Origin of the sequence: Thioclava sp. JE_KL1 (assembly GCF_009296265.1) — a bacterium.
Classification (GTDB): Bacteria; Pseudomonadota; Alphaproteobacteria; order Rhodobacterales; family Rhodobacteraceae; genus Thioclava.
Map to the genome: position 1 here is coordinate 1 of NZ_WBJS01000018.1, position 17,095 is coordinate 17,095.

The 17,095-nt window shown below is 65.9% G+C and carries 17 protein-coding genes; 11 read left to right on the top strand and 6 right to left on the bottom strand.

The annotated features are described in order from the left end of the window. A partial coding sequence (locus F8R15_RS19235) for a GTP-binding protein (RefSeq protein WP_253732777.1) occupies window positions 1-149 on the bottom strand: 149 nt, incomplete at its 3' end. A 167-nt stretch (window positions 150-316) separates the two neighbouring features. Between F8R15_RS19235 and F8R15_RS19240 the strand changes: the two genes are divergently transcribed. Beyond that, window positions 317-1,690: a cytochrome P450 gene (locus tag F8R15_RS19240; RefSeq protein WP_152845677.1), complete on the top strand. Its 1,374-nt coding sequence runs from the start codon at window positions 317-319 to the stop codon at window positions 1,688-1,690. A 132-nt stretch (window positions 1,691-1,822) separates the two neighbouring features. Here the strand turns inward: F8R15_RS19240 and parC are convergent, their stop codons facing one another. Beyond that, complete coding sequence (gene parC, locus F8R15_RS19245) at window positions 1,823-4,051, bottom strand: DNA topoisomerase IV subunit A (RefSeq protein ID WP_152845678.1); 2,229 nt, start codon at window positions 4,049-4,051, stop codon at window positions 1,823-1,825. A 168-nt stretch (window positions 4,052-4,219) separates the two neighbouring features. Here parC and F8R15_RS19250 point away from each other — a divergent pair, with 168 nt between their 5' ends. From F8R15_RS19250 to F8R15_RS19265, 4 genes are all read left to right on the top strand, one after another. Next, window positions 4,220-4,744 (top strand): SH3 domain-containing protein, encoded by a 525-nt coding sequence (locus F8R15_RS19250; protein WP_078549337.1) that lies wholly within the window; start codon window positions 4,220-4,222, stop codon window positions 4,742-4,744. Window positions 4,745-4,865: 121 nt separating this feature from the next. Beyond that, a complete protein-coding gene (locus F8R15_RS19255; protein WP_078542598.1) occupies window positions 4,866-5,705 on the top strand; it encodes an SDR family NAD(P)-dependent oxidoreductase in 840 nt (279 codons plus the stop codon). A gap of 61 nt (window positions 5,706-5,766) precedes the next feature. Then, window positions 5,767-5,970 (top strand): twin transmembrane helix small protein, encoded by a 204-nt coding sequence (locus F8R15_RS19260; RefSeq protein ID WP_078521361.1) that lies wholly within the window; start codon window positions 5,767-5,769, stop codon window positions 5,968-5,970. Next, window positions 5,970-6,542, top strand: coding sequence for a cob(I)yrinic acid a,c-diamide adenosyltransferase (locus F8R15_RS19265; protein ID WP_152845679.1), 573 nt, complete (start codon window positions 5,970-5,972; stop codon window positions 6,540-6,542). The genes F8R15_RS19260 and F8R15_RS19265 overlap by 1 nt, the downstream gene beginning before the upstream one ends. Window positions 6,543-6,609: 67 nt before the next feature. On the opposite strand, the gene F8R15_RS19270 is transcribed toward F8R15_RS19265, so the two are convergent. Further along, a complete protein-coding gene (locus F8R15_RS19270; protein ID WP_152845680.1) occupies window positions 6,610-8,799 on the bottom strand; it encodes a primosomal protein N' in 2,190 nt (729 codons plus the stop codon). Window positions 8,800-8,936: 137 nt separating this feature from the next. Between F8R15_RS19270 and fsa the strand changes: the two genes are divergently transcribed. The 5 genes from fsa to F8R15_RS19295 all read left to right on the top strand — a co-directional run bounded on the left by fsa (window position 8,937) and on the right by F8R15_RS19295 (window position 12,623). After that, window positions 8,937-9,587 carry a fructose-6-phosphate aldolase gene (gene fsa, locus F8R15_RS19275; RefSeq protein ID WP_078521364.1) on the top strand — a complete coding sequence of 217 codons (651 nt, stop codon included), beginning with the start codon at window positions 8,937-8,939 and terminating at the stop codon, window positions 9,585-9,587. A gap of 142 nt (window positions 9,588-9,729) precedes the next feature. Beyond that, on the top strand, window positions 9,730-10,434 hold the full coding sequence (locus tag F8R15_RS19280; RefSeq protein ID WP_152845681.1) for a DUF484 family protein: 705 nt from the start codon (window positions 9,730-9,732) through the stop codon (window positions 10,432-10,434). Then, window positions 10,434-11,354, top strand: a complete 921-nt coding sequence (locus F8R15_RS19285) for a tyrosine recombinase XerC (protein WP_152845682.1) — start codon at window positions 10,434-10,436, stop codon at window positions 11,352-11,354. The genes F8R15_RS19280 and F8R15_RS19285 overlap by 1 nt, the downstream gene beginning before the upstream one ends. A gap of 42 nt (window positions 11,355-11,396) precedes the next feature. Then, on the top strand, window positions 11,397-12,089 hold the full coding sequence (locus tag F8R15_RS19290) for a phosphatidylcholine/phosphatidylserine synthase (RefSeq protein ID WP_152845683.1): 693 nt from the start codon (window positions 11,397-11,399) through the stop codon (window positions 12,087-12,089). Window positions 12,090-12,140: 51 nt separating this feature from the next. Then, window positions 12,141-12,623 carry a hypothetical protein gene (locus F8R15_RS19295; protein WP_152845684.1) on the top strand — a complete coding sequence of 161 codons (483 nt, stop codon included), beginning with the start codon at window positions 12,141-12,143 and terminating at the stop codon, window positions 12,621-12,623. A gap of 4 nt (window positions 12,624-12,627) precedes the next feature. Here F8R15_RS19295 and F8R15_RS19300 read toward each other — a convergent pair whose 3' ends face one another. Continuing rightward, the gene (locus F8R15_RS19300; RefSeq protein ID WP_152845685.1) at window positions 12,628-13,464 is read right to left on the bottom strand and encodes a DMT family transporter; all 837 of its coding nucleotides are present in this window, start codon (window positions 13,462-13,464) and stop codon (window positions 12,628-12,630) included. Between the two features lie 142 nt (window positions 13,465-13,606). On the opposite strand from F8R15_RS19300, the gene truA reads away from it, so the two are divergent. Then, entirely contained in the window at window positions 13,607-14,374 is a 768-nt protein-coding gene (truA, locus tag F8R15_RS19305) for a tRNA pseudouridine(38-40) synthase TruA (RefSeq protein WP_152845686.1), read from the top strand. Here truA and F8R15_RS19310 read toward each other — a convergent pair. Together F8R15_RS19310 and F8R15_RS19315 are read right to left on the bottom strand one after the other, a co-directional pair. Next, entirely contained in the window at window positions 14,336-16,456 is a 2,121-nt protein-coding gene (locus F8R15_RS19310) for a polysaccharide biosynthesis protein (protein ID WP_152845687.1), read from the bottom strand. The two genes, truA and F8R15_RS19310, sit on opposite strands and share 39 nt — an antisense overlap. Beyond that, complete coding sequence (locus F8R15_RS19315; RefSeq protein ID WP_152845688.1) at window positions 16,453-17,070, bottom strand: sugar transferase; 618 nt, start codon at window positions 17,068-17,070, stop codon at window positions 16,453-16,455. The genes F8R15_RS19310 and F8R15_RS19315 overlap by 4 nt, the downstream gene beginning before the upstream one ends. Window positions 17,071-17,095 lie beyond the last annotated feature (25 nt).

The following is a 17,095-nucleotide window of genomic DNA, read 5'->3' on the forward strand; positions in this document are numbered from 1 at the left end:
TCCGGCGCGCCGTCGATCTGGTCATACGCGCGGAAATCACCGAAATACTTCGTGATCGCAGCCGTCAGCGTCGTCTTGCCGTGGTCAACGTGGCCAATCGTGCCGATGTTGACGTGCGGTTTGTTACGTTCAAACTTTTCCTTTGCCATCTCGCGGGGCGCCTCTGGTTAGGGGGCCGCTAGCAGCGAGCCCGAGTCAATATCGCGCGCTACCTATTGCGCTGGCGGGAAAAAATCAAGCCCGGAATGCAGGGTTTCGCCTGTCTGTGTTCGCGGTTTCGCTTGGGCAGCGACCGGCGCCGCACTACCATCTCGTCATGGATTACGCTGCGACAGACGACACCCACCGCCTTCCGGCCCGTGCGCCCCTTGCCGAGCATCCGCTGGGCATCTTCGCGAGCTTCCGCGCCGCGCGGCGCAACCTGTTGGAAATCATACCGGAACTGGCGACCCATGCACCGATCATCTCGGGCAATACCGGGGCGCGCTGGCATATGGTGATGGACCCCGACAGCCTGCGCCACATCCTCAAGACGCGCGTCGAAGATTATCCGAAATCGGTGGTGACCAAACTCATCCTCGGCCCTGCCGTAGGGGAAGGGCTGTTCGTCGCCGAAGGGGCCGAATGGCGCTGGCAGCGCCGCGCCGCCTCTCCGGTCTTCGCCGCGCGCAACATGGAGGCGCTCGCCCCCGTCATGGGGGCCGCAGCCGAGGCCTCCGCCGCACGTATCAGCACCGCCGCCGATACCGGTCGCGCGGTGGACCTGCATCAGGAGATGGTGGCAGCGACCTTCGAGGTGATCTCGGACGTGACCTTCTCGGGCGACGAGGGTTTCGACCGCGCCGCGATCCACCGGGCGATCGACGCCTATATCGCGCAGACCGCGAAGGTCTCGCTTCTCGACCTCTTCGCCCTGCCCGCCTGGGTGCCGCGCCCGCATCGGGTGATTTCCTCAGGCGTCGTGCGCGACCTCAAGCGCCATGCGGACCGAGCCATCGAGGCCCGGCGCGCGGGCGAGGCGAAAGCAGTGCCCGACCTCCTGGACCTGCTCGACGGCGCGCAGGACCCCGAAACCGGCCGCGAGATGAGCCCGGCCGAGCTGCGCGACAACCTGCTGACCTTCATCGTCGCAGGCCACGAGACGACCGCGCTGACGCTCGCCTGGGCGCTCTACCTCAGCGCTTTCGACCCCGAGGTTCAGGACGCCGCCCGCAGCGAGGCGCAGACCGCGCTCGGTGCCCACGCGGCGACCGTCGATGACCTGCCAAAGATGCCCCTCGTCGCGCAGATCGTGAACGAGAGCCTGCGCCTCTACCCGCCTGCGGGCTTCCTGTCGCGCACGGCGCGCAAACCCGACACGCTTCTGGGGCGCGAGGTGCGCGCAGGCGACACGGTGATGCTGCCGATCTACGCGCTCCACCGTCACCACGCGCTGTGGGAGAACCCGCATGCCTTCCGCCCGGACCGTTTCGCCAATCCGACGCATGACCGCTTCGCCTTCCTGCCCTTCGGGGCCGGGCCGCGGATCTGCATCGGCGCAGGCTTCGCGATGCAGGAGGCGCAGATCATCCTCGCCACGCTCCTCGCCCGGTTCCGCTTCACCGCCGTGCCGGGGCGCGAGCCTGTGCCGGAGATGATCCTGACCACGCGCCCAAAGGGCGGCATCTGGCTGACAGCGGAGCGCGCGTGACGGGCGAGAGCAAACACTCACCCTTCGCCTTGGCAAAAATATCCCGGGGGTGAATTGCCCGACAGGGCAAGAGGGGGCAGCGCCCCCTGCCGGATCGCCCGGGCCTGCCCGGACGATCCCTCAGGCAAAGCCTCAGGTGAACCTGTTGTCCCGCGGGAAGCCACGCGGCGCCATGCGGCCCGCCGAAGCCCGCTTGCCGGTCCATTCGGCGAGATCGGTCTCGGTCCGAGTCCGGCCCGCCGGATCCTTCCAGCTCAGACCATCGGCCAGGGTGAAGGTCTTCGCATCGCTCAGCCCGCCATCCTTGTATTTCTGCAGCCGGACGCCCTTGCCGCGTGCCATCTCGGGCAGTTCTTCAAGCGCAAAGACCAGCAGCTTGCGGTTCTGACCGACGCAGGCGACCGTATCGCCGTCGATCTTCGAACAGACGGTGGTTTTCGCCGCGCCCTTCATGTTCAGAACCTGCTTGCCCGATTTGGTCTGCGCCACGAGCTCCTCGCCCGGACAGATGAAGCCGTCGCCATCCGAGGAGGCCAGCAGATATTTCTCGCCCGCCTTCGGCAGCAGCAGATGGGTCACCTCCGCCTCGTTGGGCAGATCGACCATCAGCCGCAGCGGCTCGCCCATGCCGCGCCCGCCGGGCAGATTCGCCCCGAGCACGGTATAGGCACGTCCGTTGGAGCCCATCGCGACGATCCGGTCCGTGGTCTCGGCATGCATGGCGAACATCGGCCCGTCGCCATCCTTGAACTTCACCTCGGCATCGAGCGCGTTATGGCCCTTCATCGCCCGGATCCAACCCATCTTCGACAGGATAACGGTGATCGGTTCGCGCTCGATCATCGCCTCGATCGGCACTTCCTCGACCTCGCCGGCCTCGGCGAAGCCGGTGCGCCGCGCGCCGCCTTCGGCATTGCGGCCGAATTTCTTGTCGATGTCCTTCAGCTCACCGCCGATCGTCTTCCATTGCAGCTTTTCGGAGGCGAGCAGGTCTTCGAGCCCCGAGCGCTCTTCGATCAGCGCATCACGCTCGCGCTTGAGCTCCATTTCCTCGAGCTTGCGCAGACTGCGCAGGCGCATGTTGAGGATCGCTTCGGCCTGCACGTCGGACAGCTCGAACTCGGCCATCAGCATCGCCTTGGGCTCGTCCTCGTAGCGGATGATCTCAATCACCCGGTCGAGGTTCAGGAAGGCGATGATATAGCCTTCGAGCACTTCGAGACGCGCGTCGATCTTGTCCATCCGGTGCTGCGAGCGGCGCAGCAGCACCTCGCGCCGGTGATCGAGGAAGGCACGCAGCACCTCCTTGAGCGAGCAGACCTTCGGCACCCGCCCGTCGATCAGCACGTTCATGTTGAGCGAGAACCGGACCTCCAGATCGGAGTTCTTGAACAGCATCCCCATGAGCATCTCGGGCTCGACGGTGCGCGATTTCGGCTCCAGCACGATGCGGATATCGTCGGCGCTCTCGTCGCGCACATCGGCCAGCGCGGGCACCTTGCGGGTCTGAATGACCTCGGCCAGACGCTCGATCAGCTTCGATTTCTGTACCTGATAGGGGATCTCGGTGACGACGATCTGCCATTGACCGCGGCCCAGTTCCTCTTTCTCCCAACGCGCCCGCAGGCGGAACGCGCCGCGGCCGGTGCGATAGGCGTCGCGGATATTTTCGGGCGGCTCGACCAGCACGCCGCCGGTCGGGAAATCGGGGCCGGGGATATGCTCGACCAGCTCGTCATCGGTGATGTCAGGACGCTTGATCATCTCCAAAAGCGCCTCGACCAGCTCGCCGAGATTGTGAGGCGGGATGTTCGTCGCCATGCCGACCGCGATGCCGCTTGCGCCATTGGCCAGCAGGTTCGGGAAGGCGGCGGGCAACACGACCGGCTCGGTCAGCGTGCCGTCGTAATTCGGACGGAAATCGACCGCATCCTCGGCAAGACCTTGCAGAAGCGACTCGGACGGAGAGGCCAGACGCGCCTCGGTATAACGCGAGGCTGCCGGGTTATCGCCGTCGATATTGCCGAAATTGCCCTGCCCATCGACGAGCTTGTAGCGCATCGCGAAATCCTGCGCGAGACGCGCCATCGCATCGTAAATCGCGGCATCGCCATGGGGGTGGTAGTTCCCCATCACGTCGCCCGAGATTTTCGCGGATTTCCGGAAGCCGCCGGTGGGCGACAGCTTCAGCTCGCGCATCGCGAAGAGGATGCGCCGATGCACCGGCTTCAGGCCGTCGCGCGCATCGGGCAAGGCCCGGTGCATAATCGTCGAGAGCGCATAGGTCAGATAGCGCTCGCCGATCGCACGGCTCAGCGGTTCGGAACTGGTGGAGAGGGGATTTTCTTCGTCACTGCTCATGCGGATTTACTAAAGCCGCGCCCGATCCCGGTCCAGCGGGAAAAGCAGGAATAGGAATTTCCATGGAACTTTTCCCCCGTCGGCGGAATTTCACCGACGTAGAGCAGAGAGAATCGTGTTAATATTTTCACGCTTCCCCAGCTGCCAATCGGAATCAGGGGGTTGATCATGGGCAAGTTGTTGCTGACCACTTTGGCGGGTATTTACGCCGTTATGGCCATCGCCGGACGCGACGTTCCCGGGAACGTCGAACAGGCCTCTGCGGCCACGTCGAATGACACCGTACAGGTCTCACGCGCCGCGAGCGATAATCAAGAGCTTTCGGCCAGCGAGGCCCCTCAAATTGTCGCGAAGGCTGCTGCATCACAAGCCAACACGCCGAAGATCGAGAAAGCCTCGTTGATCACCCGCGTCACGCCGAACGCGCGGATGCCGGGCCCCGAGCTCAAACCGTCGCCGGAATATCGCGACACCTCGGCGCCGAAAGTCGAAGGCGGCACGCTCTGGAGCGTGACAGCCAATGCGCTCAACGTGCGCTCGGGCCCCTCGACCAGCAACGCCGCGATCGACCGCGTCCGCAAGGGCGACGATGTGCTCGTCGTGGCCGAGATCGGCGGCTGGGCGAATGTGAAGATCGAGGGCGACGGCACCGAAGGCTGGGTCTCCAAGAAGTACCTGCGCCCGGCAAATTGACCTAAACCGGCCTGCCAGCCGCTAAAATCTTGCCTTTTCAAATGGCTCGAAATACCCCCGTCGGAGGCAAATCTCCGGCGGGTTTTTCTTTGCGTCGCCGGATCAGAGGGAAGGCGCGCGCATGGCCAAGACGATCCTTATCACTGGATGCTCCTCGGGCATCGGCTATGACGCGGCCCACGGGCTTAAAGCCGCGGGCTGGAAAGTCTTCGCCACCTGCCGCCGTGAAGAAGATTGCGAGCGCCTGCGCTCCGAAGGGCTGATCTCGTTCCAGCTCGACGTGGCCGATCCCGAAAGCATCGAGGCGGGCTTCAACGAGGCTCTCGCGCGCGGGCACGGTCGGCTCGACGCGCTCTACAACAACGCAGCCTTCGCCTGCCCCGGCGCTGCCGAGGACATCCCCCCCGGCGCGCTGCGCGAGATTTTCGAGACCAACCTGTTCGGCCTGCACGACCTGACGACCCGCGCGATCAAGGTGATGCGCGCGCAGGGCGACAATGGCGAGGGGCGCATCCTGCAATGCTCCTCGGTGCTGGGCTTCGTCGGGCTGAAATGGCGCGCGGCCTATGCCTCGACGAAATTCGCCCTGGAAGGGCTGACCGATGTGATGCGGCTCGAAATGGCCGATACGGATATCAAGATCGTACTGATCCAGCCCGGCCCGATCACTTCGAAAATCCGGGTCAATTCGATCCCGCCTTTCGAGAAATGGGTGGATTGGGAGAATTCCGCCCGCCGCGCGCAATACGAGGGAAGTCTGCTCAAGCGCCTCTACCAAAGCCGCGGCAAGCCCGACACGTTCGAACTGCCGCCCTCCGAGGTGACCAAGGCGATCCTCAAGGCGCTCGAGGCCCCGAACCCGAAGCCGCGCTACAAGATCACCACGCCGACCAAGGCGATCAGCGTCGTGCGTCGCTTCCTGCCGGACCGGATGCTCGACTGGGTGCTGGACAAGGGCTGAAAATCCTTTCGCATTTTCGTGATCTCCAGCTATGTCTTGAGCCCAGAGGGAGAGAGACTACATGCGCAACGACCCGTTATTTTATGTCGTCGCTCTGGCGAGTTTGGCGGTTCTGGTGATCTTGATGATCGGCATCGCGGGCTTCGGACGCGGGGGCGATTTCAACAAGAAACATGCCAACAAATTGATGCGGTTGCGCATTGCCGCCCAGGCGGTCGCGATCGCGCTGATCCTGTTGTTCGTTTATCTTAGAAGGGGTGGCTGATGGTCGTTCTCAATCGCATCTACACGCGCACCGGCGATGCCGGGGAAACCGCGCTCTCGAATGGGGTGCGCGTCGCCAAACATTCCGCGCGCGTGACCGCCTATGGCACCGTGGACGAGCTGAACGCGACAGTGGGCATTGCGCGCCTGCATGCGGACGAGGCGCTGCAAAAGCAGCTCTCCGTGATCCAGAACGACCTGTTCGATCTGGGCGCCGATCTGGCGCGGCCCGATATGGAGCATGACGACGAGGCGGGCTACCCGGTCCTGCGCATGGTAGTGTCTCAGGTGACCCGGCTCGAGACCGAGATCGACGCGATGAACAAGAAGTTGGAGCCGCTGCGCAGCTTCATCCTGCCGGGCGGCACGCCGCTTGCCGCGCATTTGCATATGTCGCGCACCGTGGCACGGCGTGCCGAGCGTGAAACCGTGTCGCTGGCCGCGATCGAGGGCGTCAACGAATGGGCGGTGAAATATCTCAACCGCCTGTCCGACTGGTTCTTCGTCGCAGCCCGGATCGCGAATGACGACGGCAAGGACGATGTGTTGTGGGTTCCCGGAGCGAACCGCTGACGAAGTCAGTGGCGGGGCTTCCGGTGGAAGCACCGGCGAAGGGAAGGGGAAGCCGCTAAGCGCCTCCCTATAGGAAGCTCTGCGGATCGATATCGACCGCGAGCCGCGCATTGGTCGGCAGCTTCAGCCCCTTGAGCCAAGCCTTGAGCGCGCCCTGTAGCGGCGCGCTTTTCTCTGCCTTCACCAAGAGCCGCACCCGATGCCGCCCGCGCACCCGTGCGATCGGCGCAGGCGCGGGCCCGAAGACCTGCGCCCCGATCCGGCGAAGCGCGGCATCGTTGCGCGCGAGGTGGTTGCCCACCTCAAACAGCGGCTGCAAATCCGGCCCCGACAGGATGATCCCAGCCATCCGCCCGTAAGGCGGCACGCCCTGCGCCTGCCGAGCAGCGGCCTCCTGCGCCCAGAACGCCTCCTCGTCGCCGCCCAGAATCGCGCGGATCACCGGGTGTTCGGGCTGGTAGGTCTGCAACAGCGCCGCGCCCTTCTCCTCGGCGCGGCCCGCCCGGCCCGCCACCTGCCGCATCAGCTGGAACGTCTTCTCCGCCGCGCGCAGATCCGAGCCCTGCAAACCAAGATCGGCGTCGATCACCCCCACCAGCGTCAGCCGCGGGAAGTTATGCCCTTTCGCCACGATCTGCGTCCCGATGATGATATCCGCCTCGCCCTGTGCAATCTCGGCAATCTTCTCCTTCAGCGCGCGGGCCGAGCCGAACAGGTCCGAGGACAGCACCGCCAGACGCGCCTCGGGGAAGCGCTCCGCGACCTCCTCGGCCAGCCGCTCCACCCCCGGCCCGACCGGGGCGAGCTTTCCCTCCACCTCGCAGCTCGGACATTTCACCGGGATCGGCTTGGTCTCGCCGCATTGGTGGCAGACGAGCCGCTTGAGGAAACGGTGCTCCACCATCCGCGCGTCACAATGATCGCAGCCGATCTGATGCCCGCAGGCGCGGCAGATCGTGACCGGCGCATAGCCGCGACGGTTGAGAAACAGCATCGCCTGCTGCCCTTCGGCCACCCGCGCGAGAACCTCTTTCACCAGCGTCGGCCCGATCCAATGCGCGCTCTCGATCGCTTCGTCGCGCATGTCGATCGTGCCCATCTCGGGCAATTCCGCCGTGCCGAACCGCGCGCCCAGATCGAGCCGCTGATATTTCCCGGCCTCTGCATTCGCCCATGTCTCGAGGCTTGGCGTCGCCGAGGCCAGCACCACCTGCGCCGAACAGCCCGAGGCGCGCAGCACCGCCATGTCGCGGGCGTTATAGAGAACGCCTTCCTCCTGCTTGTAGGAGCTGTCATGCTCCTCATCGACCACGATCAGCCCCAGATCGCGAAACGGTAGGAACAGCGCCGAGCGCGCGCCGACGACAAGCTGCACCTCGCCCGCCCCGCAGGCCTTCCACAGCCTGCGCCGCTCGCTTTGCGTGACCCCGGAATGCCACTCGCCGGGGCGCGCGCCGAACCGCGCCTCGACCCGCGAGAGAAACTCCGAACTCAGCGCGATCTCGGGCAACAGCACCAAAGCCTGCCGCCCCTTGCGCAGACATTCCGCGACCGCCTCCAGATAGACCTCCGTCTTGCCCGATCCGGTCACGCCTTTAAGCAGCGTCGTCGAATAAGCCCCGGAGCCCGCGCGCAAAGCCTCCGCCGCCGTGGTCTGTGCCTCCGACAGCGCCTTGCCGGGCAGGGCCGGTTCGAGCCGCGGGAACGGTTGATCGCGGGGCACCTCCGCCTCGATAAGCGCGCCGGTCTTCACCAGCCCCTTCACGACCTGCGTCGTCACCCCGGCCAGATGCGCCAACTCGCTCAGATAGAAGCCCGCACCGCCATGCTCTTCCAGCACCTCCAGCACCCGCGCCCGCGCATCGGTCATCCGCGACGGCTCCCGGTCGCCCAGCCGGTAAATCTTGCGCATCCCCGGCGGATCGCCCAAGCCCGGCGCGCGCGTCGCCAGACGCAGCACCTGCGGCAGCGGCGTCATCGTGTACTCCGCCATCCGCTCCAAAAACACCCGCAGCTCGTCGCGCATCGGCGGCACGTCGAAGACCCGGTTCACCGCGCGCAGCTTGGCGGCATCGAAACCGCCTTCGCCCGGCCCCCAGACCACGCCGAGCACCTTGCGCGGCCCCAGCGGCACCTCGACGAAAGCCCCGCTGAAACAACCGCCCTCCGGCGCGCGATAATCGAGCGGCCGCCCGATCGGCTCCGCCGTCAGCACCGCGACCCGCGCGCCCTCTTCGAACCAACCGGGTTCAGACATCGCCATGTCTTCCAACTGCGCTAAATATCCCGGGGAGCGGCGAAGCCGCGGGGCGGAGCCCCCGTCCTGCTGCGACCTCTTTCGCCGTCGCCACTTTTGCGCTAACACGCTCGCGACTGCTGCCAAGGAGAGCTGCCATGAAATTCTTCGTCGATACCGCCGACACCGCCGCGATCAAGGAACTCAACGATCTGGGCATGGTCGATGGCGTGACCACCAACCCGTCGCTGATCCTGAAATCGGGCCGCGACATTCTCGAAGTCACCAAAGAAATCTGCGACATGGTCCACGGGCCGGTCTCGGCCGAAGTCGTGGCCACCGAAGCCAAGGACATGATCGAAGAAGGTATGAAGCTCGCCAAGATCGCCCCCAATATCGCGATCAAGGTTCCGCTGACCTGGGACGGCCTGACCGCTTGCAAGGCTTTCGCATCCGAAGGCCACATGGTCAATGTCACGCTGTGCTTCTCGACCGCGCAGGCGATCCTCGCCGCGAAGGCGGGCGCGACCTTCATCTCGCCCTTCATCGGCCGTCTCGACGACATCAACCTCGACGGGATGCAGCTGATCGAAGACATCCGCACGGTCTATGACAACTACGACTTCACGACCCAGATCCTCGCCGCGTCGATCCGTTCGGTGAACCACATCAGCGATGCTGCGCGCATCGGCGCCGACGTGATCACCGCACCGCCGGCGGTCATCAAGTCGATGGTCAACCACCCGCTGACCGACAAGGGTCTGGCCCAGTTCCTCAAGGACTGGGAAGCGACCGGCCAGAAGATCTGATCTTCCGCCCGCGTCCGAGACAGCAAAGGCCCGCCTATCCGGCGGGCCTTTTTCGTGTCCCGGGCCGTTTTTTTGGACTGCGTCGCGGGATGCATCGTGTATGCTTGGAAAAAATGATGCATCGACCAGCGACGAGACAGGCATGACCGAACCGGCCCTCGTGGAGCAACTCCGCGACAAGATCATTTCCGACCCTGACGTGATTCTCGAGGACCGCGACCTGATGCGGGCGCTGATCGCTGCGAACGAGGCCGCGATGGGCGGCAATATCGTCGACCTGCGCGGCGCGGCCATGTCCCGGCTGGAGGCGCGGCTCGACCGGCTGGAAGACACCCACCGGTCTGTCATCGCGGCGGCCTATGAGAACCTCGCGGGCACGAACCAGATTCACCGCGCGGTGCTGCGGATGCTCGACCCGCATGACTTCCAGTCTTTCCTGTCCAACCTCGCGACCGAAGTGGCCGAGATTCTGCGCGTCGACGCCGTCCGCCTCGTGCTGGAAAGCCACCAGAACGAGAACGACCCGGCGCTGCGCCAGCTGGGCGAGGTGCTTTGCGTGGCCGAACCCGGCTTCATCACCGAATACATGCGCGGCGGGCGTGGCGGACAGCCGCGACAGGTCGTGCTGCGCCAGACCGTGCCGGGCTCCGAGGCGATCTTCGGCGAAGCGGCGAACTGGGTGCGCTCCGAGGCGCTGATGCAGCTCGATCTGGGCGAGGTCCGCCTGCCCGGCATGCTGGTCATGGCCGCCGAAGATCCGCATCAGTTCAAACCTTCCCAAGGCACCGACCTTCTGGCCTTCTTCGCAGGCGTATTCGAACGCACGATGCGCCGCTGGCTGGATTGATGGCGGAGCCGTCTGCAGGGTTGCAAGACGCGCTCGCCGAATGGCTGAGCCATTTGCGCGGGCTGCGCGACGCCTCCGATCACACGATCACCGCCTACCGGCACGACGTGGCGAGCTTCCTTGGCTTTCTGCAAACCCATCATGGCGAGAGCCTGGGCACCGCCCGGATCGCTCAGCTTGGCCCCTCCGATATGCGGGCGTGGATGGCGCATGAACGCGGTCGCGAGGTCTCGTCGCGCTCGCTCGCCCGCGCGCTTTCTTCGGTGAAAAGCTTCATCCGCTGGCTCGCCGATCGCGACGGATTCGACGCGAGCCATATCCTCTCGACCCGCAGCCCGAAATATCAGCGCAAACTGCCGCGCCCACTGAACGAGGACGCCGCGGCCGGGATGATCGAACAGGTCGACACGCAGGCGATGGAGCCGTGGATCGCCGCGCGCGACGCCGCGGTGCTGACGCTGCTCTACGGCTGCGGACTGCGAATCTCCGAAGCGCTCGCCTTGCGCGCCGACGCCCACCCCCTGCCCGAGGTGCTGCGCATCCGCGGCAAGGGCGACAAGGAGCGGCTGGTGCCGGTCGTGCCCGCCGCCCGCGATGCCGTCGCGGAGTACATGCGCCTGTGTCCCTACCCCGCCGAGCCGGATGCGCCCTTGTTCTACGGCGCACGCGGAAAGCCGCTCAATCCGCGCATGATCTCCAAGGCGATGGAGCGGGCGCGCATGTCGCTCGGACTGCCCTCGACCGCGACGCCGCACGCAATGCGCCACAGTTTCGCGACGCATTTGCTGGCGGCCGGCGGCGACCTGCGCGCCATTCAGGAACTGCTGGGGCACGCGAGCCTCGGCACGACCCAAATCTACACCGCCGTCGATGCCGCGCGGCTGATGGAAATCTACGACAAGAGCCATCCGCGCGCCTGAAGTTCGCTTGCCCCTGCGTCGCAAATCCGGCATCACGGGCAGATGGATATCCGCATCAAAGCCCTGTTCGTTCACCTCCTGACCGCCACCGGCGCCGTGCTGTCGATGCTCGCGCTTCTCGCGGCCGCGGAGGGCGAATGGGCGCTGATGTTCCTCTGGCTCGTCACCGCATTCTTCGTCGACGGGATCGATGGCCCGCTCGCGCGGCGCTACGATGTAAAGGCGAATTTCCCGCTCTATGACGGCGTCCTGATGGACCTGATCATCGACTATCTGACCTATGTCTTCATCCCTGCCTTCGCGCTGTTCCAGTCGAGCCTGCTGCCGGGATGGACGGGCTGGCTCGCGATCATCGCGATCACCTATGGCAGCGTCGTCTATTTCTCCGACACCCGGATGAAGACGAAGGACAACTCGTTCCAGGGCTTCCCGGGCGCGTGGAACATGCTGGTACTGGTGCTGTTCGCGCTAAAGCCCGGCTATTGGACGATCCTGCTCGTCGTCGTGGCGCTCGCCATCGCGATGTTCCTGCCCCTCAAGTTCATCCACCCCGTGCGCACGAAGCGCTGGCGCGCGGTCTCCTTGCCGATGGCGCTTTTGTGGACCTTCTTCGCGGGCTGGGCCGCATGGGTCGATTTCGACCCGGCAAGCTGGGCGCATTGGGGGCTGGTCGTCACGTCCATTTACCTGCTGCTCGTCGGCATCGTGCAACAACTCGTGCCCGAAAGACGTTGATCCTGCGGTAGCTGCACCGGCTACCCGCACCAACATCTTTCAGGAGGCCACATGCGCCGCAGTCTCGTACTTCTGGCTCTCGTGTTTTCCGCGCAATCGGCCATGGCCGCGCCGGACTACCTCGACGACCGCTCGACCCCCGCGGCGCTGGTCCGCTCGCTCTACAATGCGATTTCGCTGCAACAATATGCCCGCGCCTGGAGCTATTTCGCCGATCCCGAAAAGAACGGCGATTATGCGGATTTCGCGAAAGGCTATGCCGATACCGCCGAGGCTTCGGTCACGATCGGCCCGGTGACATCGGAAGGCGCAGCCGGTTCGATCTACACCACGCTCGGGGTGACGGTGAGCGCCCGGACGCGGGACGGCCAAACCGAGAGCTTCGGCGGCTGCTATGTGACCCGCCAGATCCAGCCCGCGATTCAGGAGCCGCCCTTCACGCCCCTGCAAATCGTGACCGGGCACCTGATCGCGCGCCCGGCGGACGACGCCATGCCTGCCAGCTGCGACGACCAAGGCCAGCCGCGATTTTAATCGCTCAGACCCGCGTCAGCACCACGCCCGAGACGATCAACAACGCCGCCAGCGCCTTCGTCATCCGCATCTTCTCGCCAAAAACGAGCCAGCCGATCAGCACCGCGAACAGGATCGAGGTCTCGCGCAGGGTCGCGACCAGCGCGATCGGCGCGCGGGTCATCGCCCAGATCGAAATCGCATAGGCCGCATAGGAGGCCGCTGCCCCAAGCGTCGCGATCCCCCATTCGCGCGGCGCGGCGCGAAGCATCACGGTCCCGCGCAGCCCGACCATGCCCATGGCGAAGAACACCCCGCCCAGCACCATGATCCATCCGACATAGCCCACGGGCTCGCCTGAGATGCGCGCGCCCATCCCGTCGACCAGCGTATAGCTCGCGGTCGCCAGCGCCGAGCCCAGCGCATAGGGCAGCAGGCGACGGCTCTCGCCATCCGTGAACACGCCGCGCGCCATCAGGGCGATCCCGAGCCCCAGCACCGCGATCCCCGCATATTCGAGCCCGCTGATCGCATCGATCGCCAGCGCAGCGGAGACAACCGCCACCATCATCGGTGCAGACCCCCGCGCGATCGGATAAACCCGGCTCAGATCGCCCTGCTCATAGGCATGAGCGAGGAAGAACTTGTAGCCGAAATGGATCACCCCCGCGGCAAGGATCCAGCCCAGCGCGGCGCTGTCCGGCATGGGCCGCGACAAAGCGACGACAAGCCCGATCAGGGCCTCGGCAATGGACAGCATCACCATCGCGCGGATTTTCGAGCCACCCAGGCGGATCAGCGCATTCCACAGGGCATGCAGGAAGGCCGCGCCCAGCACCGCCGCCATGATCGTCAAACTCATATCCACGCCCTTCTCTGCCCGACCGGCAATCGGTAGCTCCGGGCCATGACGAGAGCAAGCCGCCCCGTGCAGGGGCCCGCAATCGCTGCGCGGGACCGGGAGGGGATTGCGAAACGGGGCGCGCTCGGGCTATGGCCGCTCCATGCCGAGATACGCGTTCAAAATCGAATATGACGGGGGCCCCTTTGCCGGGTGGCAGCGTCAGGCCGACCAGCCTTCGGTGCAGGGCGCGGTCGAGGCGGCTTTGGCGAAGCTCGAACCCGGCCCCCACACGATCGCGGCGGCCGGTCGCACCGATGCGGGCGTTCATGCCACCGGGCAGGTCGCCCATGCCGATCTGACGAAGGATTGGGACCCGTTCCGGCTGTCGGAGGCGCTGAATTATCACCTGCGCCCCGCGCCGGTCGCGATCCTTGCCTGCGCCCGGGTCGAAGACGAATTCCACTCCAGGTTTTCGGCACAGGAGCGGCGCTACCTGTTCCGGCTCGTGCAACGCCGCGCGCCGGTAACCCATGATCGCGGGCTGGTCTGGCAGGTGCTCAACCCGCTCGATATCGAGGCGATGCGCGAAGGGGCCGCGCATCTGATCGGGCATCATGACTTCACCACCTTCCGCTCGACAATGTGCCAGTCGAACTCGCCGGTCAAAACACTCGACGAGATCCGGATCGAGTCGCTTGACATCCCGCATGGGCGCGAGGTCCGGTTTCACCTGCGCGCGCGCAGCTTCCTACACAATCAGGTCCGCTCGATCGTCGGCACGCTGGAGCGCGTCGGCGCCGGTTCCTGGCCGCCCGAGCGCGTGGGCGAAGCGCTCGCCGCGCGCGACCGCGCCGCTTGCGGACCAGTCTGCCCGCCGCAGGGGCTCTATCTAAGCGCGGTCGGCTATCCCCACGATCCCTTCGCCTGACGCGCCCCGCGCGCCGGGCCGGACGGGACGTGATGGCACTGGCGTTGGCAGGGCGATGCCGCGCGCGCCCACCGCGATGAAAGCCGCGTCGTCCTTCGCGGCGCTCGCCGCTTCGCTTTCGGGCGTTCCGTTTTGCCTAGGCCTGGCCTTCCCGGAGACATCGAATTCCCGCGCGCCCGCGCTTTGTCGACGCGAGGCTTCGTCCAAAACGAGCGGCGCTAAGGCATCGCCTTCCATTCGCCGCAGCGTCGATATGAGTTCCTCAAGCCGCTCTCGGCAACGCTGCGCCACAGCCACATCTAGATCACGCAGAAGCAGGGCGGTCTCGCGTTCCGAGAGGTGGGCCACTGGCGCATGCGTGATCTTCGGATGCGCAGTCGCGCAGCTATGCGCGCCGGTCACGGGGGCCTCGTGCAACTTCTCCCCCCTCCGCAAACCGATCCGCAACAACTCGATCTCGCCGTCGGGGCAGTCCGGCCCGCGCAGCCGTAACCCGCGCGCCTCGACCATCTGCCGGGCGAGACCCCCGATCCGGATCGGTGCGCCCATATCGAGCGCATAGACCCGCCCCGAAACCTCCCAGCGCCCGGCGATCAGCACGAGCCGCGCCGCTTCGGCGATGGTCATGAAATAGCGTGTGGCGTCAGGATCGGTGAGCGTGATCGGCCCGCCTTGCGCGATCTGCCGCTCGAAAATCGGCACGACCGATCCCGACGAGCCGATCACATTTCCGAAGCGCACGATCGAGAAAACCGTCGCGCCCACGCGGGTCGCAAGATCCTGCACCACCAGCTCGGCCATTCGTTTCGACGCGCCCATGACCGAGCTCGGTGCAATCGCCTTGTCGCTGGAAATCAGCACGAACCGCGCAACTTTCGCCGCCCGCGCGCCCCGTGCGAGGCAGACCGTGGCGGTGACGTTATTCGCGAATCCGGAAAGCGGGTTTTCCTCCACCAGCGCGACGTGCTTGTAGGCGGCGGCGTGGAACACCGCGTCGATCGCCTCGCGTGCGAAGATCTCCCGCACCAGCGCCGCGTCCCCGGCGGAGCCGAGCCGGGTGACGAGATCGACACCCGCGCGTGCGGCAAGCGGCATCAAGTCGGACAGGAGGGCGAAAAGCGCGGGCTCCGAGAGTTCGAGCAGGACGAGTTTCGCCGGGCCACAGACGAGAATCTGACGACAAAGCTCTGCCCCGATGGAGCCGCCCGCCCCCGAGATGAGCACGGATTTTCCGCGGTAGAACTCTGCCTCGGGCGGGTCGCCCCCGGTGATCTCGCAGCGGCCCAGCCAGCGCTCGGGGCGCACCGGTTCGAGCCGCGCGGCAAGATCCGCCCCGCCGACCAGCAGGGCGAAATCCGGCAGCGCCTCGCAGCGGAATCCAAGGTGCGCAAGGTCACGCGCCAGCGCGGCCTTACGCGGCTCGGGCAGGCGCGGATCGGCGAGGACGACGCGATCGACATTGAACTTGCGGATCAGCGCCTTGCGCGCCGCGGGGCCGAGAACCGGCACCCCGTCCAACGTCGCGCCGCGCAAAACCGGGCTGTCGTCTAGATAGGCGCAGGTCAAAAATCCGGATCGGTCGCGCAACGCCCGTGCCAGCGCGATCCCCTCCGGCGTCGCGCCGTAGATCGCGATGCGCGAGACGACGTTCGAGCGTCGATAGAGCCATCCCGTCAGCGCCAGAAGCGCCCGGCGCTGGACCACGAGGCCCGACAAAAAAGCGCAGCCAAAGAAGAGCGCAGTGTCGCTGCCCCGCCATCCGAGGCCGGCCCAAAGGGCCAGTGCAAGGAGACAGGTGAGGACGACCGCCTTTCCCGCCCCCAGCATGGCGAAGTCCTTCAGCGGCACGCGCGCCAAGCCGGTGCAGAGGCTCGCCACTGCGGCGAGACCGCTCCCGGTCAGGACCAGCAGCCAGGCAGTCCCCCCGAGGCCCCCGCGGCTCAAGGCAGGCGCGAGTTGCAACACCAGCGCAAGGCACGCCATCGCGAGCAGACCATCGAGCGTCGCGATGACGACCGCCTTGCGCGGACGCGAGAGCGCGATCAGGCGCGTCGTGATCTTGTCGGTGAGCGCTCCCCTCACGCGATCCCTCCGCGCAGAGTTTGCCAGATCAGCGCCAGATCGAGCCGCCACGAGGCCTGTCTTTGATACAGCAGATCGAGTCGGGCTTTCTCGGGGACGCAAGCCTGATCGTAGATCCGCCGCGCCTCCTCCGCCGTCCGACATCGTGCCAGAAGACGCGCCTCTTTTTGTGCAAACTGCACGCTCGCGAGACCGGTGATCCCCGGCGGGCTTGCGAGCACCTGTGCATAGAGCTGCGGGAAACGCTCTACCACCTCGCGCAGCGGAGGGCGCGGACCGACGAAGCTCATATCGCCGCGCAGGACGTTCCAGATTTGCGGCAGCTCATCGGCGTGGCAGCGGCGCAGAACCCGCCCGAGCGGGGTGATCCGTGCACGCTTATGCCCGGCGGTGATGCCGTGATCGCCGGCCTCCGCCTCCATCGTGCGGAACTTCCACATCCGAAAGCTGCGCGTGGGGCTGTGCATCCGCTCGCCGCCGTAGAACCATGGCCGCCCCTGCATCAGCGCGACCGCCAGCCAGACCAGCACGATCAGCGGCAAGACCACGGGCAGCGCCAGCACCGCCAGCGTCAGATCGAAGAGACGTTTGCGTCTGCGCCGGGCCGGGGTCATGCCAAATCTCCAGTTACGGGTAGCC

Excerpts from the sequence above, each read along its gene's own strand:
- truA (WP_152845686.1), top strand. The coding sequence starts at position 13,607 with ATGCCGAGATACGCGTTCAAAATCGAATATGACGGGGGCCCCTTTGCC.
- F8R15_RS19250 (WP_078549337.1), top strand. The coding sequence starts at position 4,220 with ATGGGCAAGTTGTTGCTGACCACTTTGGCGGGTATTTACGCCGTTATG.
- F8R15_RS19260 (WP_078521361.1), top strand. The coding sequence starts at position 5,767 with ATGCGCAACGACCCGTTATTTTATGTCGTCGCTCTGGCGAGTTTGGCG.
- F8R15_RS19240 (WP_152845677.1), top strand. The coding sequence starts at position 317 with ATGGATTACGCTGCGACAGACGACACCCACCGCCTTCCGGCCCGTGCG.
- F8R15_RS19255 (WP_078542598.1), top strand. The coding sequence starts at position 4,866 with ATGGCCAAGACGATCCTTATCACTGGATGCTCCTCGGGCATCGGCTAT.
- F8R15_RS19270 (WP_152845680.1), bottom strand. The coding sequence starts at position 8,799 with ATGTCTGAACCCGGTTGGTTCGAAGAGGGCGCGCGGGTCGCGGTGCTG.
- F8R15_RS19280 (WP_152845681.1), top strand. The coding sequence starts at position 9,730 with ATGACCGAACCGGCCCTCGTGGAGCAACTCCGCGACAAGATCATTTCC.
- F8R15_RS19300 (WP_152845685.1), bottom strand. The coding sequence starts at position 13,464 with ATGAGTTTGACGATCATGGCGGCGGTGCTGGGCGCGGCCTTCCTGCAT.
- F8R15_RS19295 (WP_152845684.1), top strand. The coding sequence starts at position 12,141 with ATGCGCCGCAGTCTCGTACTTCTGGCTCTCGTGTTTTCCGCGCAATCG.
- F8R15_RS19315 (WP_152845688.1), bottom strand. The coding sequence starts at position 17,070 with ATGACCCCGGCCCGGCGCAGACGCAAACGTCTCTTCGATCTGACGCTG.
- parC (WP_152845678.1), bottom strand. The coding sequence starts at position 4,051 with ATGAGCAGTGACGAAGAAAATCCCCTCTCCACCAGTTCCGAACCGCTG.
- F8R15_RS19265 (WP_152845679.1), top strand. The coding sequence starts at position 5,970 with ATGGTCGTTCTCAATCGCATCTACACGCGCACCGGCGATGCCGGGGAA.
- fsa (WP_078521364.1), top strand. The coding sequence starts at position 8,937 with ATGAAATTCTTCGTCGATACCGCCGACACCGCCGCGATCAAGGAACTC.
- F8R15_RS19290 (WP_152845683.1), top strand. The coding sequence starts at position 11,397 with ATGGATATCCGCATCAAAGCCCTGTTCGTTCACCTCCTGACCGCCACC.
- F8R15_RS19285 (WP_152845682.1), top strand. The coding sequence starts at position 10,434 with ATGGCGGAGCCGTCTGCAGGGTTGCAAGACGCGCTCGCCGAATGGCTG.